This window comes from Streptococcus infantis, from assembly GCF_047460685.1.
Lineage (GTDB): Bacteria > Bacillota > Bacilli > Lactobacillales > Streptococcaceae > Streptococcus > Streptococcus infantis_AD.
In genome coordinates, this window is the sequence record NZ_JASHFS010000011.1 from 67,440 (window position 1) to 92,820 (window position 25,381).

Genomic DNA, 25,381 nt, shown 5'->3' on the forward strand with positions numbered 1-25,381 from the left:
TCATTATATCATAAAGATTTGTTTGAGAACTGTCAATAAAAGAACTTTTTCTCAGATGGTTTTTTTAAAAGTTTCTCATAAAAATGTTTTTAAATCAATTTGAAAAATTCTGAAAATTGTATTGACACTTGGCTGAAAAGGGATTATAATGTATAAAAAGTCATAAAGGAGTTTATTATGAAATTTTCAAAAGTAATGGCCCTAGCAGGGGTGACTCTGTTAGCGTCTGGTGTTTTGGCAGCTTGTTCAGGTTCAGGCTCTAGTGCAAAGGGTGAGAAAACTTTTTCTTATGTTTATGAAACAGATCCAGATAGTCTCAACTATTTGACAACTGGTAAGGCTGCGGTTGCTAATATCACAAGTAATGTCGTTGATGGTTTGATGGAGAATGACCGCTACGGTAACTTCGTGCCATCTTTGGCAGAAGATTGGTCAGTGTCTAAAGACGGGTTGACTTACACTTACACAATCCGTAAAGATGCTAAGTGGTACACTTCTGAAGGCGAAGAGTATGCACCAGTGAAAGCGCAAGACTTTGTAACAGGTCTTAAGTATGCGGCTGACAATAAGTCAGAAGCCCTTTATCTTGTTCAAGAATCTATTAAAGGTCTTGATGCTTATGTAAAAGGTGAAGTTAAAGACTTCTCAGAAGTTGGAATCAAGGCTGTAGATGATCAAACAGTTCAATACACTTTGAACAAACCAGAAAGCTTCTGGAACTCTAAGACAACCATGGGAATTCTTGCACCAGTCAATGAAGAATTCCTTACTTCTAAAGGAAGTGACTTTGCTAAAGCAACAGATCCAAGCAGTATCCTTTATAATGGTCCTTTCTTGTTGAAATCATTGGTAGCAAAATCTTCAGTAGAATTTGAAAAGAATCCAAACTACTGGGATAAGGACAATGTTCATATTGATAAAGTAAAACTTTCATTCTGGGATGGTCAAGACAATAACAAACTTGCAGAAACCTTTAAAGATGGTGGTTTCTCAATGGCCCTTCTCTTCCCAACAAGTGGAAGCTACTCTGAACTTGAAAAAGAGTTTAAGGATAACATCGTTTATACAACACAAGATTCTACAACTTTCTTAGTCGGTACGAATATTGACCGTCAGTCTTACAAATATACTTCTAAGACTACAGACGAGCAAAAGACTTCAACTAAGAAAGCTCTTCTTAACAAAGACTTCCGTCAAGCCATCGCCTTTGGTTTTGATAGAACAGCCTATGCTTCTCAAGTTAATGGAGCAAGTGGAGCAAGCAAACTCCTTCGTAACTTGTTCGTACCACCAACATTTGTTCAAGCAGATGGTAAAAACTTTGGTGACTTAGTTAAGGAAAAATTAGTGACCTATGGTGATGAGTGGAAAGATGTCAATCTAGAAGACGCTCAAGATGGTCTTTACAATCCTGAAAAAGCGAAAGCAGAGTTTGCTAAGGCTAAGACAGCTCTCCAAGTAGAGGGTGTTCAATTCCCAATCCACTTGGATATGCCAGTTGACCAAACCAATACTACAAAAGTTCAACGTGTTCAATCATTGAAACAATCGCTTGAAGCAACATTAGGAACTGACAATGTCGTTATTGATATCCAACAACTTCAAAAAGATGAAGTCCTCAATGTTACTTACTTTGCTGAAACGGCTGCCGGTGAAGATTGGGACCTTTCAGATAACGTTGGTTGGTCTCCGGACTACATCGACCCATCTACATACCTTGATATCATCAAACCATCAGTAGGTGAAAATACTAAGACTTACCTAGGATTTGATTCAGGCACAAACAATGCAGCTGCCAAACAAGTTGGTTTGGAAGATTACGAAAAGATGGTTGTTGAAGCTGGAAATGAAGACACTGACGTTTCAAAACGTTATGATAAATATGCTGCTGCCCAAGCTTGGTTGACAGATAGTGCATTGATTATTCCAACAACTTCTAAAACTGGACGTCCAATGTTGTCTAAGATGGTGCCATTCACACTTCCATTTGCTTACTCAGGTAACAAGGGAACAAGTGAAGCACTCTTGTACAAATACCTTGACCTTCAAGATAAGCCAGTAACTGCTGATGAATATCAAAAAGCTCAAGATAAATGGAAGAAAGAAAAAGAAGAATCTAATAAAAAAGCGCAAGAAGACCTTGCAAATCATGTTAAATAATAAAAAAGAGGCCGGACAAAAAGTCTGGCCTTTTGATACCCTTCCTGAGACTTTAGTTTAGCATGTTGATTATTGGTTTAATCCCGGCATTGAAGTAGTAGATTAGACTTTCTAAGTCACGCCCCTGTTCATAGATAAACTACATAAAAATAAGGTATCTTTTATCTATAATATTAAACAGTTTTCCCGACTATTTATCATGTGTTTGGGATAAGGTTGTGATTGAGATAACTTTGACAGTTTTTAGTCTGTTCAGTTGTTTCTCTTCCTATTTTACAAAGTTTGGCTTTATAAAAATTAAGATTCCACCATAAAAAACTGCATATAAAAAACTGAGAATAAATCCTCAGTTTTTTATATTTTATTGTTGCCCTTGTGTATTTTGTGGGGCTGGATTTTGTTGTTGACTATTTGTAGTTGTGTTTGGTACTGAGGCATTTGGATTGGTAGCGCCATTCGTATTATCATTCGAAGAACTTGGACTTTCAGTTGTTGAAGTTGTACTTGAACTTGAGCTCTCTGTTGTCGAACTTGCTTGAGTTGACTGTGGAATCCAGTTGTTACGAGCACCGTTCTTAAAGACGTATTCTCCGTTACGATACAAACCTTCAGGCATTGTCCAATCACCAGGATGATCATCCTCTGACAGATATCCCATCATTGAGCGGTAGATATTTGCAGCGACTCTAAATCCATCTCCTACGATTGGAGTAAGACGGTTTGAGTAACCAGTCCAAACGGCCATTGAATACTTACGAGTATATCCTACGAACATTTCATCTGGAGCAACATACCCAGTGTTCTTAATGTAGTTCTCAATTTCATCGTCTGTATAGTTTGAAGTACCAGTTTTACCAGCTTGTGGAAGCCATGACATGTAGGCTCCACGACCAGTTCCGTAAGTTAATACGGTTTTCATCATTTCTGTCATCATGTAGGCGGTTGTTTCCTTCATGGCGCGAGTCCCTTGATCTGAAAACTCTTTTGAACTGCCATCACTAAAGACAACTTTATTGATATACATTGGTTTGTGATAGATACCGCCGTTAGCAAAGGCAGCATAGGCAGCAGCCATTTTTTCACTACTTGCTCCGTACTGTTTATGAGATTCAACTGTATTACTTGAGATAGCATTTGCGTATACCATTGATGGGTAATCAATTCCTAAACCATTCAAGAAGGTCTTGGCATGGTCTAATCCAACTTTTTCAAGTGTTTTAACGGCTGGTACGTTACGAGATTGTTGAATTGCGTACTGGAGAGTGATATTTCCAAAGTAGGTTTTATCCCAGTTATAGACAGGAATGTCTGTTCCAGGATAGTTATAAGGGGCATCATTAATCGTTGCTGCAGTAGAGTCGAAGATTCCGTACTCAAGTGCAGGGGCGTAGTCTGTGATTGGTTTCATAGTAGAACCCCAGTCACGGTTTGTTTCGACGGCTTGGTTGATACCGAATGAAACATTACTTGATTGGTGTCTAGAACCAAGTTGAGCGATGACTTTACCATTTGTAACATCAACGATAGTAGAAGCAGCTTGAAGGTCATCATCTGGATAGTCAACGTATTCGTCTGTATTGTAAACATCCCAAAGGCGTTTTTGTACCTCTTGGTCGACGTTTGTATAGACTTCCATACCTGTTGTTAATAGATTATAACCTGTCTCTTGCTCTACTTGGTCAATAACTTCTTTAAGATAGTTATCCATGTACGGTGGATAGCTATTAACAGATTTTAGACTTTGAAGTCCATCTGTGATTGGGGTATTGATTGCTGTTTCATATTGCTCGGCTGTAAGGTAGCCTTGTTTTTGCATTTCTGACAAAACGAGGTTTCGTCTTTCAAGGGCTGCTTCAGGATGAGAATAGGGATCGTATTGGTTTGGAGCCTGTGGCATACCTGCTAAGAGTGCAAGTTGTGGGATGGACAAGTCTTTGAGGTCCTTACCATAATAGTTTTCCGCAGCTGTCTGCATACCATAGTTACCATTTGACATGTAGACCTTATTGACGTAATAGGTCAATATTTCTTGCTTAGTTGCAGTTCGCTCTAGCTGGATAGCCAACCAAGCCTCTTGAACTTTACGGGATAGGGTTTGATCAGCTGTTGATGTTGAGAAATAAGTCAGCTTAATCAACTGTTGGGTCAAGGTTGATCCCCCTTGAAGACCACCATTACTACTGAGGTTACGTAGGAAAGCTCCTGCTATTCGAATGCTATCAATTCCTCTGTGGTTAAAGAAGCGATGATCCTCGATAGAGACAATCGCATTGACAAGATCAGTAGGAATATCACTACTTTGAGCATTGACACGACGTTCAGCACCTAAATCTGCAATGAGTTCATTTTTGCTATCATAAATTTTACTTGATGTAGTTGCAACAAGTTTGCTTTCAGAGAGTTCAGGAGCCTTGTTTGCATAGTGAAGAAATACACCACCGCCAAGTAGGAAAGCTACGATAAATAAGCTAATCGTAACAATGCTGAGGTATTTAACGATGCGCAAGATAGTTTGTTTGTTCATATTGTTTTACCACCTAGTAAATGTTGTTTGACTGTATCAAGGTAAGGAATTTGTGGGAAAGCAGACTGCTCAATCACATAACCGAATTCTTTGATATAGTCAAGCGGCATTGACTTTTTCCCCATATCCTGATGATAAAAACGGATGAGGTCAAGTGCCGGCAATAAATACGTTTCTTGATAAGAAGAAAAATGAAGAAGGACAAAGCAAATCCCTTTTTGATCAAGGACTTGTTCCATATGCCGAATCTGATGAGGATGGAAGTTCTTCATCGGAATGGCATGTTTTTGCTTAGTTTCCTTAGCTTCGAAATCGATGTAAAACCCTTCATAAACTCCAGAATAATCGGTAGTCGATGCCTGTCTAAAATAAGCTTCAACAATCTTAGCCCGACTACGCTGCGGATAGTCTACGCGGACAATCTGAACAGGAGTTGGTTTCTTATGGATAACAGCTAAACCGTGTGTCAGATAATACTCGTTTGTAGCATTGATCATCTTTTCAAAGGTCATCCCACGATTTGCGAAATTTTTAATTTGTGAGGTGACTTCTTGTTTTTTTTTCGATGAAAGTTTATGAGGATAGTTGACCATAATTCTCCTTATTGGTACAATAACATCACTCTATTATACCATAAAAGTGAACAGAAAGGGTGAAAAAATGCATACAGCCTTGGTTTTAGGCTATTCTAGCTTTGATTTAGGATTGTTTAATGACAAAGATATTCGTTTAAAAATTATTAAAAAAGCCATTCGTAGAGATTTGGAAAAAATGGCAGACGAAGGGGTGAAATGGTTGGTATTTACGGGAACACTGGGATTTGAACACTGGGTTTTAGAGGTGGCTAGAGATATGAAAGATGACTTTGGTTTCCAACTTGCCACTATCTTTGATTTTGAGACTCATGGGGAAAACTGGAATGAGGGAAATCAGGTCAAACTGAGTGAATTTAAACAAGTTGATTTTGTTAAGTACGCCTATCCAAACTACGAGCACAAGGGTCAATTACGAGATTATCAACTTTTCTTACTTGAAAATACAGATGGAGCCTATCTTTTTTATGATGAAGAAAATGAAACAAAACTGAAGTATTTTTACGAACTGATGAAAAAGAAAGACAACTATATTACAAAAAGATTAACATTTGAGGAATTAAACGAAGTAGCTGAAAATTTTTCCGAAAATTGAGCCTTTGACCTTGCTTTTTGTTTGCCTTTTTTTATATAATAATACTAGCAACTGAGAATGGAGAGAGACATGGCAAGTATTATTTTTACAGCAAAAGATATTTTTGAACAGGATTTTGGAAGAGAAGTACGTGGATATAGTAAAGCAGAGGTTGATGAATTCTTGGATGATGTCATCAAGGATTATGAAACTTATGCAGCATTAGTAAAATCATTGCGTTCAGAAATCGCGGAGCTTAAAGAAGAATTGGCGAAAAAACCTCAAGTGGCACCAGCAACTTCTGAATCAGCAGATCATGGAAGTACGACTTCTATGACAAACTTTGATATTTTGAAACGTTTGAATCGTCTTGAAAAAGAAGTATTTGGCAAACAAATCTTGGATAATTCTGATTTCTAAGAATGATTTTGTTGTGCAATTTTTGGATAATCGCGTGAAGAGAATTTCTTTTCATGAGGAAAGTCCATGCTAGCACAGGCTGTGATGCCTGTAGTGTTTGTGCTAGGCGAAACCATAAGCCTAGGGACGAGAAATCGTTACGGCAGTTGAAATGGCTAAGTCTTTTGATAGGTCAGAGTAGGCTTGAAAGTGCCACAGTGACGGAGTCTCTCTGGAAACGGAGAGAGTGGAACGCGGTAAACCCCTCAAGCTAGCAACCCAAATTTTGGTCGGGGCATGGAGTGCGCGGAAACGAACGTAGTACTCTGACTGCTATCAGCTAGAGCTGCTAGTGGTAGACAGATGATTATCGAAGGAAGTGGTCCTAGTCACTTCTGGAACAAAACATGGCTTATAGAAAATTGCATATAGGTTGGGGCTGAGATATATTCTCAACCTCATTTTTTAAAGTGAATAAAGAAAGGTCTATAAAAGACTGAAATGAAAACAACATTTAATTTAATTGCGACTGCTGCGGCGGGTTTGGAAGCTGTAGTTGGGCGTGAAGTAAGAGATTTGGGTTATGATTGTCAAGTTGAAAATGGGCGTGTTCGTTTTCAAGGTGATGTTAAAGCGATTATCCAAACTAACCTGTGGCTAAGAGCTGCAGATAGAATCAAAATCGTTGTGGGAACTTTTCCTGCAAAAACATTTGAAGAACTCTTTCAAGGTGTTTTTGCTCTAGATTGGGAGAACTATCTCCCACTTGGAGCACGTTTCCCAATTGCAAAGGCTAAGTGTGTCAAATCAAAATTACACAATGAACCCAGTGTGCAGGCAATTTCTAAGAAGGCAGTTGTTAAGAAACTACAAAAACACTATGCCCGACCAGAAGGTGTTCCCCTGATGGAGAATGGTCCAGAGTTCAAGATTGAAGTTTCCATTTTGAAAGATGTAGCGACTGTTATGATTGATACAACAGGGTCAAGTCTCTTTAAACGTGGTTACCGTACTGAAAAAGGTGGAGCTCCGATCAAAGAAAATATGGCAGCTGCGATTTTGCAACTTTCTAACTGGTACCCTGATAAGCCTTTGATTGATCCAACCTGTGGTTCGGGAACTTTTTGTATTGAGGCAGCTATGATTGCGCGCAAGATGGCGCCTGGTTTACGTCGTTCCTTTGCCTTTGAAGAATGGAACTGGGTCAGTGACCGCTTGATTCAAGAAATTCGCACAGAGGCAGCTAAGAAAGTGGATCGTGAGTTTGAACTGGATATTATGGGATGTGATATTGATGCTCGCATGGTGGAAATTGCTAAGGCCAATGCCCAGGCAGCAGGAGTATCTGGAGATATTCTCTTTAAACAGATGCGCGTACAGGATTTGCGTACGGATAAGATCAATGGGGTGATTATCTCTAACCCGCCTTATGGTGAACGCTTGTCAGATGATGCAGGGGTTACCAAGCTCTATGCTGAAATGGGTGAGGTTTTTGAGCCTCTCAAGACGTGGAGTAAATTTATCCTGACTAGTGATGAAGCCTTTGAAAGCAAATATGGTAGTCAGGCGGACAAAAAACGAAAACTCTACAATGGTACTTTGAAAGTTGATTTATATCAATATTTTGGTCAACGTGTCAAAAGAAATTTGACAGATTAGAAAGGAGTTGCCATGGATCCAAAGGATAAAAAAGAAGAGTTGTTAGAACCTGAGAAAATATCTCAGGAACCTCAGTTTGATTTTGAGGAAGCTAAGGATCTGACAGTTGGACAAGTTATTCGAAAAAATGAAGAAATCGAAGCAGGAGTAACTCCTGATGATACGATTTTGGACAAATACATTAAACAACACCGTGAAGAAATCGAAGCTGATAAATTTACTAACATTCAGGCGAAGAAAGAGGAACTTCGAAGTCTAGATGATTTGCTTCAAGACGCCAAAGAAACAATTGATGAAGAGGTTGAACCAGTAGAAGAAGTCCCTGACTTAGAGATTGCTGCTGAAGAAGAGGGAGTAGCAACGGAAGAATTTCTCCTTCCGCCACTAGAGGAAACCTTGGTTATGGATAAAAACCCAGTGGAACCTGTAACTGAGCCCCTTGTTGCAGAGGATGAAGAAGCTTTGCAAGAGGAACATCAATCTTTATCTCGCTCTGCTCAAGCAGAAGATGAGCCACAAAACAAAAAACTGTGGGTCATCTTGTCAGCTCTTTTAGCGATTATTGTCTTGATTATTGGGGGTAGCTACTACGTTTATCGTCAAATTACGCGTTCTTCTCAAGAAATTCAGTCTCAGTCATCTGATACAGGTTTGGTAAGTAATCAAGCAATTCTCAATCAATTTAACAGTCTCTATGATACTTTTTATACTGATGAGAATAAAACTGCCCTAAAAAATAGTCAGTTTAGTCAGCTGAGTCAGCTCAAAGAACTTTTAGATAAACTTGAGGGAGCTAGTGAGCATACTCTTGCCAAATCAAAATACGATAGTCTTGAAACACAAATCAAAGCGGTACAAGATGTTAATGCTCAATTTGAAACACCAGCTATCACAGATGGTGTTCTAAATACAAATGCTAAAGTAAAGGCAGATGCTAAATTTACCGAAGTTAAGACTGGGAATACTGAAATTGATAAACTGCTAGCTAAGGCTATTAGTCTCGGTAAGAGTCAACTTTCAAGTTCTACAAGCTCAAGCAGTAGTCAGTCAAGTTCATCAAGCCAAGCAGAGTCAAGTTCTGCAACTGAAAGCAATGCTAGCAGCTCTGCTAATGCATCAACTTCAGCGGGTGAAACAGCCTCAGCAAGTAATATCCTAAATAGTGGACTAGCAAGCAATGGTGTGAACCTACAAAGAAGTGTCAGTCGAGTACCGTACAATCAAGCCGCTGTAAGTGATAGTAGTGATCCTGCTTGGACTTTTGCAGATGGTGTCCTTGAACGCATTCTTGAGACTTCGCGTGCGCGTGGCTACATTACAGGCAACCAATATATTTTGGAACCTGTGAATATTGTTAATGGTAATGGCTACTATAATCTTTATAAACCAGATGGTACCTATCTCTTTACCCTTAATTGTAAGACAGGTTACTTTGTAGGGAATGGTTCTGGACATGCGGATGATTTAGACTACTAGTCAAATTGTTACAAAATTCTTTCTTTTCACAGATAAACATGATAAAATAAAACATATTAAACAAGAGGAGTGTCACATGACAAAAGCTAACTTTGGTGTTGTTGGTATGGCCGTAATGGGTCGTAACCTTGCCCTTAATATTGAATCTCGTGGTTATACAGTTGCTATTTATAACCGTAGTAAAGAAAAAACTGAAGATGTGATTGCTTGCCACCCTGATAAAAACTTCGTGCCAAGCTATGATATCGAAAGCTTCGTAAACTCAATTGAAAAACCACGTCGTATCATGCTGATGGTTCAAGCAGGACCTGGTACAGATGCGACCATCCAAGCCCTTCTTCCACACTTGGATAAAGGTGATATCTTGATCGATGGAGGGAATACTTTCTATAAAGATACTATTCGTCGTAATGAAGAATTGGCTAACTCAGGTATCAACTTTATCGGTACAGGTGTTTCTGGTGGTGAAAAAGGTGCCCTTGAAGGTCCTTCAATCATGCCTGGTGGACAAAAAGAAGCTTATGACTTAGTAGCAGATGTTCTTGAAGAAATCTCTGCTAAAGCACCAGAAGATGGAAAACCATGTGTAACTTACATCGGTCCTGATGGAGCTGGTCACTATGTAAAAATGGTCCACAATGGGATCGAGTACGGTGATATGCAATTGATCGCAGAAAGCTACGATCTTATGCAACACTTGCTTGGTCTTTCTGCAGAAGACATGGCTGAAATCTTTACTGAGTGGAACAAGGGTGAATTGGACAGCTACTTGATTGAAATTACAGCTGATATCCTTGGACGCAAAGACGATGAAGGTCAAGATGGACCAATCGTAGACTACATCTTGGATGCTGCAGGAAACAAAGGAACTGGTAAATGGACTAGCCAATCAGCTCTTGACCTTGGTGTGCCATTGTCACTCATCACTGAGTCAGTATTTGCCCGTTACATCTCTACATATAAAGAAGAACGTGTACATGCCAGCAAGGTGCTTCCAAAACCAGCTGCTTTCAAATTTGAAGGCGACAAGGCTGAATTGATTGAAAAAATCCGCCAAGCCCTTTACTTCTCAAAAATCATCTCATACGCCCAAGGTTTTGCGCAATTGCGTGTAGCTTCTAAAGAAAACAACTGGAATTTGCCATTTGCAGATATCGCTTCTATTTGGCGCGATGGATGTATCATCCGTTCACGTTTCTTGCAAAAGATTACAGATGCTTACAACCGTGATGCAGATCTTGCTAACCTTCTTTTGGATGAGTACTTCTTGGACGTAACTGCTAAGTACCAACAATCAGTTCGTGATATCGTAGCTCTTGCTGTTCAAGCTGGTGTACCAGTACCAACATTCTCAGCAGCTATCACTTACTTTGACAGCTACCGTTCAGCTGACCTTCCAGCGAACTTGATCCAAGCACAACGTGACTACTTTGGTGCCCACACTTACCAACGTAAAGACAAAGAAGGAACATTCCACTACTCTTGGTATGACGAAAAATAAGTAGGTCAGCCATGGGGAAACGGATTTTATTACTTGAGAAAGAAAGAAATCTAGCTCATTTTTTAAGTCTGGAACTCCAAAAAGAGCAATACCGAGTTGATCAGGTAGAAGAGGGACAAAAAGCCCTCTCCATGGCTCTTCAGACTGACTATGACTTGATTTTACTGAATGCTCATCTAGGGGATATGACAGCCCAGGATTTTGCGGATAACTTGAGTCGGACTAAGCCAGCTTCGGTGATCATGGTCTTGGACCATCGAGAAGAATTGCAAGACCAACTTGAAACAATCCAGCGTTTCGCTGTTTCTTACATCTATAAGCCAGTTATTATTGAGAATCTGGTAGCTCGTATTTCAGCCATTTTCCGAGGTCGGGACTTTATCGACCAACACTGTAGTCAGATGAAGGTTCCAACGTCTTACCGAAATCTGCGTATGGATGTAGAACATCATACCGTTTATCGTGGCGAAGAGATGATTGCTCTGACGCGTCGTGAGTATGACCTTTTGGCTACTCTAATGGGAAGCAAGAAAGTTCTGACTCGTGAGCAGTTGTTGGAAAGTGTCTGGAAGTATGAAAGTGCGACCGAAACCAATATCGTGGATGTCTATATCCGTTATCTACGTAGCAAGCTGGATGTAAAAGGTCAGAAAAGCTACATTAAAACCGTGCGTGGTGTTGGTTATACCATGCAAGAATAGAAAAGCAGTTGCAGTTTTGTAACTGCTTTTTTTTGAGTCGTTGAAATGTTGACATATGATTTGAACTTTGCTAGAATCATTTTGGAGGAAACAAGAATGAAATTTCTGAAAAAAATGATGCAAGTTGGACTCGCAGTCTTCTTCTTTGGTCTGTTAGCAACAAGTACAGTATTTGCGGATGATTCAGATTCTGAAGGCTGGAAATTTGTTCAAGAAAATGGTAGAACCTACTACAAGAAGGGTGACATCAAAGAAACGGCCTGGCGAGTGATTGATGGGAAAACCTACTTTTTTGACTATATGGGAGAAATGGTAGTAGGTTGGCAGTATATTCCTATGCCAGATGAAGGTAGTACCATTGGTCCTTACCCCAATGGTATCAGATTAGAATATATGCCAATGTCAAAATGGTATTACTTTAATCAAGATGGGGTCCTACAAGAATTTGTTGGTTGGCAACAATTAGAGGCTAAGGATTCGTTAAATGTTGGCAAAAAACATGGTGAAGGATTTGAAGGCCCAGAAGTTCTTAAATTAGCAAACTATTACTTTGACCAAGACCATTCTTTAAAAACAGGTTGGCTTTATGATCAGTCTAACTGGTATTACCTAGCAAAAACAGGTTCTTCTGGGAAAGACTACCTTGGTGGTGAAAGACGTACAGGTTGGATAAATGATAACTCAACTTGGTACTATCTCGATCCAACAACTGCTGCAATGCAAACAGGTTGGCAATATCTTGGTAACAAATGGTACTACCTTCGTTCATCAGGTGCTATGGCGACAGGTTGGTATCAAGAAGGTTCAACTTGGTATTACCTAGATGCTCAAAACGGTGATATGAAAACAGGTTGGGTGTCTATCAATGGCTATTGGTACTATCTCCGTTCATCAGGAGCCATGGCAACAGGCTGGTATCAAGAAGGTTCAACTTGGTATTATCTAGATGCTGAAAATGGTGATATGAAAACTGGCTGGATTTATGTCGATAATACTTGGTATTATCTTCGTTCGTCAGGAGCTATGGTGACAGGCTGGTTCCAAGTTAATGGTAAATGGTACTATGCCTATAGTTCTGGTGCCTTAGCTGTAAATACCACAGTAGGTAGCTACCAGGTCAACTATAATGGTGAGTGGGTACAATAATGAAAACAAGCGATTGTGAAAGGAAACAATCGCTTTTTTTGTGAAAATATAATAAAATAGAAAGGAATAAAGTTCTAAAATTTTATCTAGAAACAGATGATTTTCATCTGATAGTAGGATTAAATGACAAAAGAAGTTGGTGTCGGTCAGGCACATAGTAAAATTATTTTAATAGGAGAGCATGCAGTGGTTTATGGCTACCCAGCAATCTCTTTACCTCTTTTAGAGGTTGAAGTGACTTGTAGGGTGGTTCCAGCAGCGACACCATGGCGTCTGTTTGAAGAGGACACCTTGTCTATGGCTGTTTATGCTTCTCTTGAGTATCTAAATATCAAAAATGCTTGCATTCGTTGTCAAATTGACTCGGCTATTCCGGAAAAGCGAGGGATGGGTTCTTCAGCAGCCATTAGTATTGCGGCCATTCGTGCAGTATTTGATTATTACCAAGCAGAACTTCCACATGACGTGTTAGAAATTTTGGTCAATCGGGCGGAGATGATTGCCCATATGAATCCTAGTGGTTTGGATGCCAAGACCTGTCTTAGTGACCAGCCTATTCGTTTTATCAAGAATGTAGGTTTTGAAGAATTAGCCATGGATTTATCAGCTTATCTGGTCATTGCAGATACTGGAGTTTATGGACATACTCGTGAAGCTATCCAAGTCGTGCAGAGCAAGGGCAAGGATGCCTTACCTTTCTTGCATGCACTAGGAGAGTTGACCCAAGAAGCAGAAAAAACTATTCAAACAAAAGATACTATGAAGCTAGGAGAAATTCTAACCAAAGCTCATGGAAATCTAAAAGAAATCGGAGTTAGTAGCCCTGAGGCAGATGCCTTGGTTGAAACTGCTCTTGCACATGGAGCTCTAGGTGCCAAGATGAGTGGTGGTGGTCTAGGTGGCTGTATCATTGCCTTGGTTGCTAATGAGAGCCAAGCGCAAGAACTAGCAGAAAGATTAGAAGAGAAAGGAGCTGTTCAGACATGGATCGAAAGCCTGTAACAGTACGTTCCTATGCCAATATTGCCATTATCAAATATTGGGGTAAGAAAGCAGAAAAAGAGATGGTTCCTGCGACTAGCAGTATCTCTCTAACCTTAGAAAATATGTATACGGAGACAACACTTTCTCCTTTACCAGCAGATGCTAGGGCAGATGAGTTTTACATCAATGGTCAGTTGCAAAACGAAGCTGAACATAAAAAGATGAGTAAAATCATTGACCGCTACCGTCCTGAAGGAGCAGGTTTTGTTCGTATCGATACCAAGAACAATATGCCGACAGCAGCAGGTCTTTCTTCAAGTTCCAGTGGCTTATCTGCCCTGGTAAAAGCCTGCAATGCTTACTTCCAATTAGGGCTAGATCGTAAAGAGTTGGCCTTAGAAGCTAAATTTGCATCGGGTTCTTCATCTCGTAGTTTTTATGGCCCCTTAGCAGCTTGGGACAAGGATAGTGGAGAGATTTATCCAGTCGAGACTGACTTGAAACTAGCTATGATCATGTTGGTCTTGGAAGACCAGAAAAAACCAATCTCTAGTCGAGATGGGATGAAACTCTGTGTGGAAACTTCGACAACATTTGATGAGTGGATTCGTCAGTCTGAACAAGACTACAAGGATATGCTGGTCTACCTCAAGGAAAACGACTTTAAAAAAGTTGGAGAATTGACAGAGAAGAACGCTCTTGCAATGCATGCTACGACAAAAACAGCAACTCCATCCTTCTCTTACCTGACGGATGCGAGTTATGAGGCTATGGATTTCGTTCGTCAGCTTAGAGAACAAGGAGAATCTTGTTACTTCACCATGGACGCAGGGCCTAATGTAAAGGTTCTTTGTTTAGAAAAAGACTTGGAACATTTGTTAGAACTCTTAGGACAACGCTATCGCTTGATTGTATCAAAGACAAAGGACTTAAGCCAAGATGACGATTGTTAAAACTTGTGGGAAACTCTATTGGGCTGGTGAGTATGCCATTTTAGAGCCAGGGCAGTTAGCCTTGCTGAAGGCTATTCCCATCTATATGACGGCTGAGATTAAAATATCTGATGCTTATCGACTCTACTCAGATATGTTTACTTACAGTGTAGACTTGCGACCGGATTCTTCTTATGCCTTGATTCAAGAAACAGTTGCCTTGGTGGAGGAGTATCTAACTGCCCAAGGAGTTGAACTGCAGCCTTTTTCTTTAGAGATTCGTGGAAAAATGGAGCGTGAGGGCAAGAAGTTTGGTCTGGGTTCTAGTGGTAGTGTAGTTGTTTTGGTTATCAAGGCCATACTTGCTTTTTATGAAAGACCAGCTGAAAGAGACCTCTTGTTTAAACTGGCGAGTGCAGTCCTTCTCAAACGTGGAGATAATGGCTCTATGGGAGACATCGCCTGTATCGTTTCAGAAGATCTGGTCCTCTATCAGTCTTTTGACCGTGAGAAAGTGTCACAATGGCTAGAAAAGGAAGACTTGCCAACTGTATTGGCACGTGATTGGGGCTTTTCTATTAGGAGTGTTGAACCAGCCTTGAAATTTGATTTTTTGGTTGGTTGGACCAAGGAAGTAGCTGTGTCTAGTCATATGGTCAAGCAAATCAAGAAGAATATGAACGCTAGCTTTTTGCTGGCTTCAAAAGAAACTGTAGCTAACTTGGTAAAGGTTTTGGAGACAGGTCAAGAAGAAACCATTATTGCCTTGTTAGAACAAGCTAGTCAACTCTTAGAAAACTTGAGTTCAGATATTTACACACCTTCACTCAGACAATTAAAAGATGCCAGCCGAGACTTGAAAGCTGTTGCAAAAAGTAGTGGTGCTGGTGGTGGAGACTGTGGGATAGCTCTCAGTTTTGACCAAGATTCGACCACATTACTGAAAAAACGCTGGGCTAATCTAGGGATTGAGCTCTTGTATCAAGAAAGGATGGGACATGACGACAAATCGGAAGGATGAGCACATCCGCTATGCCCTTGAACAAAAAAGTTCTTATAATAGTTTTGATGAGGTGGAGTTAATCCACTCCTCACTACCCTTATATGACATAGATGAGATTGATCTTTCGACAGAATTTGCAGGGCGCAAATGGGACTTTCCTTTTTATATAAATGCCATGACAGGTGGGAGTGATAAGGGCAGAGAAATCAATCAAAAATTGGCTCAGGTGGCTGAGGCCTGTGGAATTTTATTTGTAACGGGTTCCTATAGCGCTGCTCTTAAGGATCCTTCAGATGACTCTTTTTCAGTCAAAACTAGTTACCCTAATCTTCTACTTGGAACCAATATTGGCTTAGACAAGCCTGTAGAACTAGGATTACAAACAGTGAAAGAGATGAATCCCCTTCTCTTGCAAGTTCATGTCAATGTCATGCAAGAATTGCTCATGCCAGAAGGTGAACGTCAATTTAGATTGTGGCCAAGTAATCTGAAAGATTATGCTGAGCAAATCTCTGTTCCCCTTGTTTTGAAAGAAGTCGGCTTTGGCATGGATGTGAAGACCATTGCTAAGGCATACGAGATAGGCATACGTACGGTTGATTTGTCTGGCCGTGGGGGAACTAGTTTTGCCTATATCGAAAATCGTCGTAGCGGGCAACGGGACTACCTCAATGATTGGGGGCAATCAACTATGCAGGCTCTTATCAATGCCCAAGACTGGAAAGATAAAATAGAGCTTCTGGTAAGCGGAGGGGTTCGCAATCCACTAGATATTATCAAATGCTTGGTCTTTGGAGCAAGGGCAGTTGGGCTATCACGCACCATGTTAGAGTTGGTCGAAAACTACCCAGTAGATGTCGTTATCTCTATTGTTGAAAGCTGGAAGGAAGACCTACGTTTGATTATGTGCGCCCTTAATTGTAAAAGAATTGAGGATTTACAAGAGGTTGACTATCTCCTGTATGGAAAATTAAAAGAAGCAAAAGATCAACTATAAGGAGGTCGGGATTTTGGTCCCGGTCTTTTTATCATTCCTCAGACTGATGTGACATTTTGGTTTTGTGATACAATAAAATAGAGAGGACGGATACATGCGAAAATTTCAAATTTTTCTCTTTATTGAAGCTTGTTTATTGACAGGAGCTCTGATTATGATGGTATCAGAGCATTTTTCCCGTTTTCTGCTGATATTGCTCTTGTTTTTACTGCTGATTCGATACTATACTGGTAGACAGGGGAATAACTTCATTTTAGTGGCGGTGAGCATCCTATTTCTCTTTATCATCATGCTCAATCCCTTTGTCATTTTAGCCATCTTTGTAGCCTTGATTTACAGCCTGTTCTTACTTTATCCTATGATGAACCAGGAAAGAGAAGATACCAATCTGATTTTTGAAGAGGTAGTGACGGTGAAGAGGGAGAAAAATCGCTGGTTTGGAAATCTCCACCACTTTTCAAGCTACCAGACTTGCCGCTTTGATGATATCAACCTTTTTCGTCTCATGGGGAAGGATACCATTCATCTAGAACATGTGATTTTGAGCAATCATGATAATGTCATCATCTTGAGAAAACTGGTTGGTACGACTAGAATTATTGTACCAGTGGATGTAGAAGTCAGTCTTAGTGTTAATTCTCTGTACGTAGATTTAACCTTTTTTGACCAGCCTAAACGTGCTTTACGTAATGAGCAATTTCATCAAGAAACCAGAGATTATCTCAAGAGTCCCAAGAGTGTTAAGATTCTTTTGACAACTATGATTGGAGATGTTGAGGTGGTGCGAGGATGAAAAAACAACCTTATATTTTAATTGGTCTCACCTCATTTCTCTTTGTTGCTTTTCTATTTCGAAGCCTTTTTAAGGTCTTAGATTTGGAGTGGACTTCTCTCTTCCAAGATTTAGAAAAGACAGAAAAAGTCTTATTTCTGGCTTTAATGTTTAGTCTCGCCCTGGCATTTTTATTAGTCCTATTCTGGACAATGGTTGATGAAATTGCAAAAAGAAGAATCCAAGCAAATCTCAAACGTCTGCTAGCTGGCAAAGATATTGAAAGTCTGGGAGATGCTGACTTAGACGCAAGTTTTAGAAACTTGTCAGGAAAGCTCGGTTTGTTAACAGAAGCTATTCAAAAAGCGGACAATCAAGCCTTGATCAAGGAAGAACAGATTATCGAAAAGGAGCGAAAGCGAATCGCGCGTGACTTGCATGATACAGTCAGCCAAGAAATTTTTGCTGCCCACATGATTTTATCGGGGCTCAGCCAACAAGCTTTTAAATTAGACAGAGAGAAGATGCAAACTCAGCTTCATAGTGTGACTGCCATTTTAGAGACAGCTCAAAGAGACTTGCGCATTCTTCTTTTGCATCTACGACCAATTGAACTGGAACAAAAAAGCTTGGTGGAGGGGATTCAGCTACTCCTCAAAGAGCTAGAAGAAAAAAGTGAGCTGAAGGTAAGTTTTAAATATCAGGTAACTGCACTACCTAAAAAGATTGAGGAGCATGTCTTCCGAATTGTACAAGAATTGATTAGTAATACACTTCGGCATGCACAAGCTTCATGTCTAGATGTTTACCTTTATCAAACGGAAACGGAATTACAGTTGAAGGTTGCAGACAATGGTCGCGGTTTTCAGCTAGATGATGTTGATGAACTAAGCTATGGTCTACGCAATGTCAAAGAACGAGTGGAAGATATGGCTGGGACAGTACAATTGATGACGGCTCCTAAGCAGGGTTTGGCAGTGGATATCCGCATCCCCTTGCTTGATTGACTAACAAAAGGAAATAAAATGAAACTATTATTAGTAGATGACCACCAAATGGTGCGTCTTGGTTTAAAAAGTTATTTTGAATTACAAGATGATGTAGAGGTTGTAGGAGAAGCAACCAATGGTGCGGAAGGAATTTCCATGGCCTTGGAGCTTCGTCCAGATGTGATTGTCATGGATATTGTCATGCCTGAAGTCAATGGGATTGATGCAACACTAGCTATTCTCAAAGAATGGCCAGAGGCTAAAATTTTGATTGTGTCTTCTTATCTAGACAATGAAAAAATCATGCCGGTCTTGAATGCTGGAGCTAGAGGTTATATGCTCAAGACGTCCAGTGCAGATGAATTGCTACACGCTGTTCGTAAGGTGGCGGTTGGAGAGCTAGCCATTGAACAAGAGGTTAGCAAGAAGGTAGAATACAACCGCAATCATATTGAACTTCATGAGGATTTGACTGCGCGTGAACGAGATGTCCTTCAACTAATCGCTAAGGGCTATGAAAATCAGCGTATCGCCGATGAATTGTTCATTTCCCTTAAGACAGTTAAAACCCACGTTTCCAACATTTTAGCAAAGCTTCAGGTTAGTGATCGCACCCAGGCAGCGGTTTATGCTTTTCAACACCACTTAGTAGGCCATGAAGACTTCTAGATGCATCTTTTGGAGCCAAACTAAGGTTTATTCGGTAAATTGGATACTTTTAGCAAAAAACAGTAATTTAGGATTAACAAGTACATCAAGTATCTCAAGCAGTCCTAAAAACTCGGTTCTGACTTGAAAAAACCATATTAGGCGGTAGCTAATAGAAGTTGTTAACAACTAGACAGTAGAGAGTATCATCTCGAGAAAGATATCTGTCAAATGAACCTACTACTATTGTACAGACTGCAAAAAGAGACAAATGATTTAGACCAAGGATTTAGTCCAGTAAGTTAGAAGACTAATACTCAATGAAAAGCAAAGAGCAAACTAGGAAGCTAGCCGCAGGTTGCTCAAAGCACTGCTTTGAGGTTGCAGATAGAACTGACTAAGTCAGCTCAAAACACTGTTTTGAGGTTGTGGATAGAACTGACGAAGTCAGTAACCATACCTACGGCAAGGTGAAGCTGACGTGGTTTGAAGAGATTTTCGAAGAGTATAAATCCTTTTATAGTGGATTGAACCTAGAATAGTAGGCTATGAAGAGTCTGGGACAAAAGTCTACCCTTAAATATAAAAAGCGAACAAAACGAGTTATCTGACACTTAGAATTCCGTTTAGTTCGCTTTTTTATTTAATATATCGATTTTAAAAATCTATAATAAAGAATTCCTAAAATCAAAATCTTTTTGTCCCAGACTCATTTATTTGACTTTCCTAATCTCTTTGTTCATATCTTATTTCAATCCACTATATTTGCCTCTTTCAGGTGTAATCGATGGCATCCCTCAGTGCCATCTCATATTTTTACAAGAAAACATCTTTTTGAGCCTATAAAATCAAAAAAAGCAAAAATTTTTAGTGTGCGATCACCTATAGTATAGGATTCATTAAAAACTCTTTCCTTACCTTCCTAGAACATAAGAAGGTCTATCGATTGTCTTGTTAAAAATATATACTTGGACTAGCATCTTTCTTAAGTGGTCTGTCAATAAAAAGTGTAGGTTGATTTTTCTTGAGTATTAAAAGATTCAAGAAAATTTAGGGTTGCTAATGTTCTTTGATAAAAACTTCATTCATTTATTTTTTCTTTCATTCATTCTGAAAACTTAATGTAAATTTTCTGTTTTTTTGAAATTTTTCGTCTTAAAAGGTACAGTGAAGAAAACTATGTGTGTAGAATTCTGTTTTACTTAATTTTTAGATAACTATATTAAGCGATGAAGATATTGTATATGTAGTTTTTGGTTTATAAAATACTTGAAAGTTCAATAGTTGTTTTAATTGACTATTTTCTAAAAGAAATGTATAATCAGAGTGTATGTAAAGGACATGCAGATATTTTTAAACAAAGGAGAAAATGTTATGTATTTTAATCGTAAAAATGCAGAACAAAAGAACTGGCGTATGATTAAAAAAGGAAAACACTTCCTTTTCGGTTGTTCGCTTGTTTTTGCGGTCGGAGCTAGCTTAGCTACTCAAACGGTCCATGCAGATACAGCATCGGAATCTACAGTTGAGAGTGGCTCAAAAGCAGAAGAGCCTAAGCCTGGATATGGTGGAGAAACGGGGACTTATGAAGCTCCTGCTGCTGTAGCAGAGACTCAGCCAGCAGTTGCTACAACACCAGCTGTAGCAGCAAAACTTGATGGAGAAACTGCAAAAGAAGTTAATGCTTTAGATAAAACTAAACTTGAAAACTACATTGCAGAAATCGAAGCGAAACTAGACAATGGAACGTATGCTAACAAAACAGAAGAGAGTGTTGCGGTATTAAAAGCTGACTTAGAAGCTGCGAAAGCTACATTAGCAAACGCAACAACTCAAGACGAAATTACAAAAGCTTACAGTAAATTAGTAACTACAGCTAACACTAAATTAAAAGCTAAACCTGTAGAGAAAAAAGAAACTCCAGCAGTAGATACTACTAACGGACAACCAACTGTAGGTAAAAAAGCAGGAAACACAGAACCAAAAGCTGGTACTAACTCAATTGAAAACACAGGATCTAACGATCAACGCAATGGTCAAAAAATTCCAGAAGGCGTTCAATTTAGAGCAGAGATTGCTTATTCAGGTGATGAAGCTGCCAATGGGAATGGGAAGAAAAATGACTATATTGCTAGTAATGTAGGTAAACCCAGTACCACTGATGACGAAAAGGCCGGCTCTAGAGTAATGAACTATAAGACCAGACTGAATAAAGATCAGAATGGTAAGATTACGTCTATTGACTGGATGGTTTACTTCAATAACTATGCTGAAAATATGGATAATAAATATGGCATTACAGGAAAGAGTTCCCGAAACTATATTCAAATTCCTAAAGAAGTAAATATGCCTGATAGTATCAATCGTCTCCATTACAAATCAGTAAATAGATTGCAAGGTGGAAGACTTAAAAAAATCGACTCAAATGGAAATCCTCTAAGTAATGAAGTGACATTTGACAATCCAAGTCCAGGCGAAGCTTCAGGTTTCCCACTTGACGGTAAAGAAGAAACTTTCACAAGCGCAAGTTGGAAATCTGCAACTCGTGGATATGATACCCTTTATAACAATACAGGTTTCTATTTCAATGGTGCGGACACTGATAAAAATCCTGAGACAAAAGCTTTGGTCGATGCTAATGCTCTACCAGGAGAGCGTGTTATCTATGATAATTCCAATACAGGTTCGGACTGGCAAGATGCATTTGTATGGAAGTTCACCACAACTGTACCAGAAACGACAACTAATGAGCAGTTGAAAGATATGAAGGTTGTTATGGGTATGGTCCGTACTGGTAAAGCGTCAGGCAGACCATCTTTCAGTGTAATAGGGAACAACCCTGCTGATGTTACGGATGCCGATGTGGCTCAACCAAAACCAAAACCACAACCAGACACACCAAAACCACAACCACAACCAGAAACATCACAACTAGGAGTCAACAACACTTATACCCAAACAAATGACACGATTACAGTTCCTACTATAGCTTCTACAGATACAGTCTTGACAGGTACAGGAACACCAGGTGCCCGAATCAATATTAAGGATGGGGGTAGAGTTGTTAATAATACTACCATAGTTGGACAGAACGGACAGTGGTCATTCCCAATTACTACTGGTTTGAATAGTAATGTTACTGGTGGTGAACAGAAGGTTCCTAAGAGTCAAATCAGCGTTAGCCAAACAGTTAATGGTGTAGAAAGTGCTGATGTACCTGTAAACGTCTCTCTAGGTTACTCAGAGATCGTACCATCAACTAAATCAAAACAAAAGAATAATCTTGTTGAAAATGATAGAAATGTTACCTTGAAAGTGCCACATGATGCAGCAGCCGCTTATTTCAGATTTACGGACGCAGATGGCAATGCTCAAGAAGTTAAGCTTACACGTGATGCTGTTCCAGGTAAGTGGCAAGTAAGCCCTTCAAACAGTGCACTTGCAAGTGTTGCTTCAAGTGATCAAGGAGCCCACTACTCAACGATCAACTTGACCTTGAACAAAGATATGAAAGCTGGAACAACAGCTGAAGTTGTCTCTAACATGCAAGATGGTAGCTACACAAGTCTTCAAGGATGGCAATCACGTAACGTTGAAGCAGCTCCAAAAGAAGAGACTCCAGCGCCACAACCGCAACCAGAAACACCAACAACTAGTGGTCCTGAAATTGTCAACGATTTGGAAGGTAAAGCAAGTACACCAGCTGATGTAACAGTTAAAGCACCAGCAGGTTCAACTGTTAAACTTTACAACAAAGATGGCGTTGTAATCGGTGAAGCTGTAGCTAACGACCAAGGTGTAGCAACTGTTCACCCTACAAACAGCCTTCCAGAAGGAGAAATTACAGCTACTTCAACACCAGCAGGTGGAACAGAGTCAGCTAAGAGTGCACCGATTACGGTAACAAAAACCCCAACTCCGTTTACTCCTCCAGGTCAAACTAATGGTCCTTACAAGTTGCAATTGGCGACTAATACGACAAAGGTGACAGTTCATCGTGGAGATAAACTTAGTCTAACAGGTGGAGCTGTTTCAAGTTCCCTTCGTTGGTTTGGGGTTTCTCCAGAAACTATTGGAAATGTTAAGGGGTTAGAGTACACCCAAACTCTTAAAACACCAACTAATGCTACCGGTAAACTAGAAGGTACTGTTGCATGGGACCAACCTCTTGGGGATACTAAGGTTGTCTATGGAGCTACTGGAAGTGAAAACGCAACAAGCAAGAAACTAGGATCAATTTATCGACCAATTACTGTTACAGTTCTTGAGACTACTAAAAAGTATGACCCAGTTGCAGGTACACAAGTAGATATTGCAAATCCTAACAACGTTTCTGAAGATGAAAAGAGCAAGATCATCAACTCAGTTAAAACTGCGAACCCAAGTCTTCCAGCAGGTTCACAATACAGTGTAGATGAAAAGGGTAACCTTACTATCACATACCCTGATGGATCAACAGATAAGATTGCAGCAGCCTACCTCGTTCACCCAACAAATCCTGCACGTGAAAACGTAGCACCAACAGTAGAGATTCCTTACTCTAATAAAGACACTAAAGAAGTTTATGTCTACGCTGGAGAAGCCAACTCATTCGATATCAAATTTAAAGATGATAGCGGAAAAATTGCAAGTGCTACTGTAAAACAAGGTGGTAACAGAGCGTTTGATCCTGTTGCAGGTGAAGAGAATACCATCAATACTCAATATGGATTTAAAGCAAATGTTATCAATGCTGAAACACCAGCAACAGCAGATGCACCAGCAGTCATTACCTACTCAGGTACCCCAGCAGCAACAGATGGTTTGAAACAATCTGACTATGATGCAGCAACTAAGGGAGATAAAGCACCAGGTATGGCTTTAGGATGGCGTTATGCAACTGCGACTGACACAGATGGTGCATTTATTGAGAATAAAGCTGTGGGTAGCTTAACTGACCCAGGTGCATTCCGTGTCATGCTTAAACCACAAACGCAAAAATATGACATTGTAACTCCAACTGAAAAAGTTACTGTAGCAGATCCAGCAAATGTAACAAAAGCCGAGCTAGACAAAATCAAAGAGAAACTCAAACTTGAGTACTCTCAAAACAACGATGACGCTAACTTGGCAGACAAAAAAGGTACAGCTGTAGCTGATAAAGATGCTAAGATTCAATCAGTCACAAAAGATGACAAAGGAAATCTTGTAGTAACCTATAAAGATGGTTCTCAAGATAAGAGACCATTATCAGAATTTGTAAACGTAGCTCCAACAGTTGAACTTCCATACTCAAATAAAGATAAGAAAGAAATCTATGTTTATACAGGTGAAAACACTGATTTAACATTCAAAGCATCAGACAACACTGCTGTTAAAGATATGTATGTACGTGGTCCTGGTGGTATTGGTGATGACAATACAGCAAAATACGGTTTTACAACTGGTAAAATCGATAATTCAGCAGTCACTCATGGTGATGGTACTGTATCAGGTGCTACAGCTACTATTAAGATGACTGGTGTTACAACACTTACAGCTCCAAACCATTGGACAAGTTTTGTTGTTGCTAATGACAATGATAATGCACCATCAACTACTGATTTTAGAGCATTAGATCAAAATCCGAATGCAACTCAGACACCAGGATATGTTCACTTCATCGTTAAATCTCAAACAGATAAGTACGATATTGCAACTCCAGCTCCAGCTGATAAAGTTGAAGTAGCAGATCCAACTAATGTAACAAAAGATGAATTAGCTAAAATCGAAGAAAAACTGAAACTTGAGTACAACAAGAACAATGACGATGCGAATATCGCAAAAAATACTCCAGTTGATAAAGATGGTAAGATTAAATCAGTCACAAAAGATGACAAAGGAAATCTTGTCGTAACATATACAGATGGTTCAACAGATACAAAACCATTGTCACAATTTGTAACTCAAAAACCAAGTGCACCAGCTAAGGATGCAGATGGCGTTAAAGATCCAGCTAAGACACCAGTTAAAGATCCAGCTAACTTAACAGATGCAGAAAAAGCTAAAGTAGCAGACGAAGTTAAGAAAGCTAACCCAACAGCGAAAGATGTTGAAGTAGGCAAAGATGGAACAGCAACTGTAACCTTCCCAGATGGATCAAAAGCAGAACTTCCAACAGCTAAGACAGTTGAGAAAGCTAAAGATGCAACACCAGCTAAGGATGCAGATGGCGTTAAAGATCCAGCTAAGACACCAGTTAAAGATCCAGCTAACTTAACAGATGCAGAAAAAGCTAAAGTAGCAGACGAAGTTAAGAAAGCTAACCCAACAGCGAAAGATGTTGAAGTAGGCAAAGATGGAAC

General features: G+C 39.7%; 17 protein-coding genes, 1 other RNA gene and 1 pseudogene. 17 read left to right on the top strand and 2 right to left on the bottom strand.

Annotated elements, in window-relative coordinates; all coding sequences use genetic code 11:
- Nucleotides 1–177: 177 nt before the first annotated feature.
- Entirely contained in the window at nucleotides 178–2,160 is a 1,983-nt protein-coding gene (locus tag QM917_RS06645; protein ID WP_414285296.1) for a peptide ABC transporter substrate-binding protein, read from the top strand.
- A gap of 361 nt (nucleotides 2,161–2,521) precedes the next feature.
- On the opposite strand, the gene pbp1a is transcribed toward QM917_RS06645, so the two are convergent.
- On the bottom strand, nucleotides 2,522–4,684 hold the full coding sequence (pbp1a, locus tag QM917_RS06650; protein ID WP_414285297.1) for a penicillin-binding protein PBP1A: 2,163 nt from the start codon (nucleotides 4,682–4,684) through the stop codon (nucleotides 2,522–2,524).
- On the bottom strand, nucleotides 4,681–5,277 hold the full coding sequence (recU, locus tag QM917_RS06655; RefSeq protein ID WP_414285298.1) for a Holliday junction resolvase RecU: 597 nt from the start codon (nucleotides 5,275–5,277) through the stop codon (nucleotides 4,681–4,683). The genes pbp1a and recU overlap by 4 nt, the downstream gene beginning before the upstream one ends.
- A gap of 67 nt (nucleotides 5,278–5,344) precedes the next feature.
- Here recU and QM917_RS06660 point away from each other — a divergent pair, with 67 nt between their 5' ends.
- The 16 genes and pseudogenes from QM917_RS06660 to QM917_RS06735 form a co-directional block, all read left to right on the top strand.
- Nucleotides 5,345–5,872, top strand: coding sequence for a DUF1273 domain-containing protein (locus tag QM917_RS06660; RefSeq protein ID WP_414285299.1), 528 nt, complete (start codon nucleotides 5,345–5,347; stop codon nucleotides 5,870–5,872).
- A 69-nt stretch (nucleotides 5,873–5,941) separates the two neighbouring features.
- Nucleotides 5,942–6,271: a cell division regulator GpsB gene (gpsB, locus tag QM917_RS06665; RefSeq protein ID WP_311522587.1), complete on the top strand. Its 330-nt coding sequence runs from the start codon at nucleotides 5,942–5,944 to the stop codon at nucleotides 6,269–6,271.
- A gap of 18 nt (nucleotides 6,272–6,289) precedes the next feature.
- Nucleotides 6,290–6,670, top strand: an RNA gene (gene rnpB / locus QM917_RS06670) — RNase P RNA component class B.
- Nucleotides 6,671–6,751: 81 nt separating this feature from the next.
- Nucleotides 6,752–7,909 (top strand): THUMP domain-containing class I SAM-dependent RNA methyltransferase, encoded by a 1,158-nt coding sequence (locus QM917_RS06675; RefSeq protein WP_414285300.1) that lies wholly within the window; start codon nucleotides 6,752–6,754, stop codon nucleotides 7,907–7,909.
- Nucleotides 7,910–7,921: 12 nt separating this feature from the next.
- The gene (gene mapZ, locus QM917_RS06680; protein WP_414285301.1) at nucleotides 7,922–9,385 is read left to right on the top strand and encodes a cell division site-positioning protein MapZ; all 1,464 of its coding nucleotides are present in this window, start codon (nucleotides 7,922–7,924) and stop codon (nucleotides 9,383–9,385) included.
- A gap of 76 nt (nucleotides 9,386–9,461) precedes the next feature.
- Nucleotides 9,462–10,886, top strand: coding sequence for an NADP-dependent phosphogluconate dehydrogenase (gndA, locus tag QM917_RS06685; RefSeq protein WP_003017375.1), 1,425 nt, complete (start codon nucleotides 9,462–9,464; stop codon nucleotides 10,884–10,886).
- A gap of 11 nt (nucleotides 10,887–10,897) precedes the next feature.
- A complete protein-coding gene (locus QM917_RS06690) occupies nucleotides 10,898–11,587 on the top strand; it encodes a response regulator transcription factor (RefSeq protein WP_414285302.1) in 690 nt (229 codons plus the stop codon).
- A gap of 96 nt (nucleotides 11,588–11,683) precedes the next feature.
- Nucleotides 11,684–12,733 (top strand): choline-binding protein CbpJ, encoded by a 1,050-nt coding sequence (gene cbpJ, locus QM917_RS06695; RefSeq protein WP_414285303.1) that lies wholly within the window; start codon nucleotides 11,684–11,686, stop codon nucleotides 12,731–12,733.
- Nucleotides 12,734–12,856: 123 nt separating this feature from the next.
- The gene (gene mvk / locus QM917_RS06700) at nucleotides 12,857–13,735 is read left to right on the top strand and encodes a mevalonate kinase (protein ID WP_414285304.1); all 879 of its coding nucleotides are present in this window, start codon (nucleotides 12,857–12,859) and stop codon (nucleotides 13,733–13,735) included.
- Entirely contained in the window at nucleotides 13,717–14,670 is a 954-nt protein-coding gene (gene mvaD, locus QM917_RS06705; protein WP_414285305.1) for a diphosphomevalonate decarboxylase, read from the top strand. The genes mvk and mvaD overlap by 19 nt, the downstream gene beginning before the upstream one ends.
- Nucleotides 14,657–15,670: a phosphomevalonate kinase gene (locus tag QM917_RS06710; RefSeq protein WP_414285306.1), complete on the top strand. Its 1,014-nt coding sequence runs from the start codon at nucleotides 14,657–14,659 to the stop codon at nucleotides 15,668–15,670. Before mvaD ends, QM917_RS06710 begins: the two co-directional genes overlap by 14 nt.
- Nucleotides 15,648–16,649: a type 2 isopentenyl-diphosphate Delta-isomerase gene (gene fni, locus QM917_RS06715; RefSeq protein ID WP_414285307.1), complete on the top strand. Its 1,002-nt coding sequence runs from the start codon at nucleotides 15,648–15,650 to the stop codon at nucleotides 16,647–16,649. The genes QM917_RS06710 and fni overlap by 23 nt, the downstream gene beginning before the upstream one ends.
- A 94-nt stretch (nucleotides 16,650–16,743) precedes the next feature.
- Entirely contained in the window at nucleotides 16,744–17,442 is a 699-nt protein-coding gene (gene liaF / locus QM917_RS06720; protein WP_414285308.1) for a cell wall-active antibiotics response protein LiaF, read from the top strand.
- Nucleotides 17,439–18,428 (top strand): sensor histidine kinase, encoded by a 990-nt coding sequence (locus tag QM917_RS06725; RefSeq protein WP_414285309.1) that lies wholly within the window; start codon nucleotides 17,439–17,441, stop codon nucleotides 18,426–18,428. The genes liaF and QM917_RS06725 overlap by 4 nt, the downstream gene beginning before the upstream one ends.
- 18 nt (nucleotides 18,429–18,446) lie before the next feature.
- On the top strand, nucleotides 18,447–19,079 hold the full coding sequence (locus tag QM917_RS06730) for a response regulator (RefSeq protein ID WP_414285310.1): 633 nt from the start codon (nucleotides 18,447–18,449) through the stop codon (nucleotides 19,077–19,079).
- 1,353 nt (nucleotides 19,080–20,432) lie between these two features.
- A pseudogene (locus QM917_RS06735) lies at nucleotides 20,433–25,381 on the top strand (hypothetical protein); the annotation flags it as partial.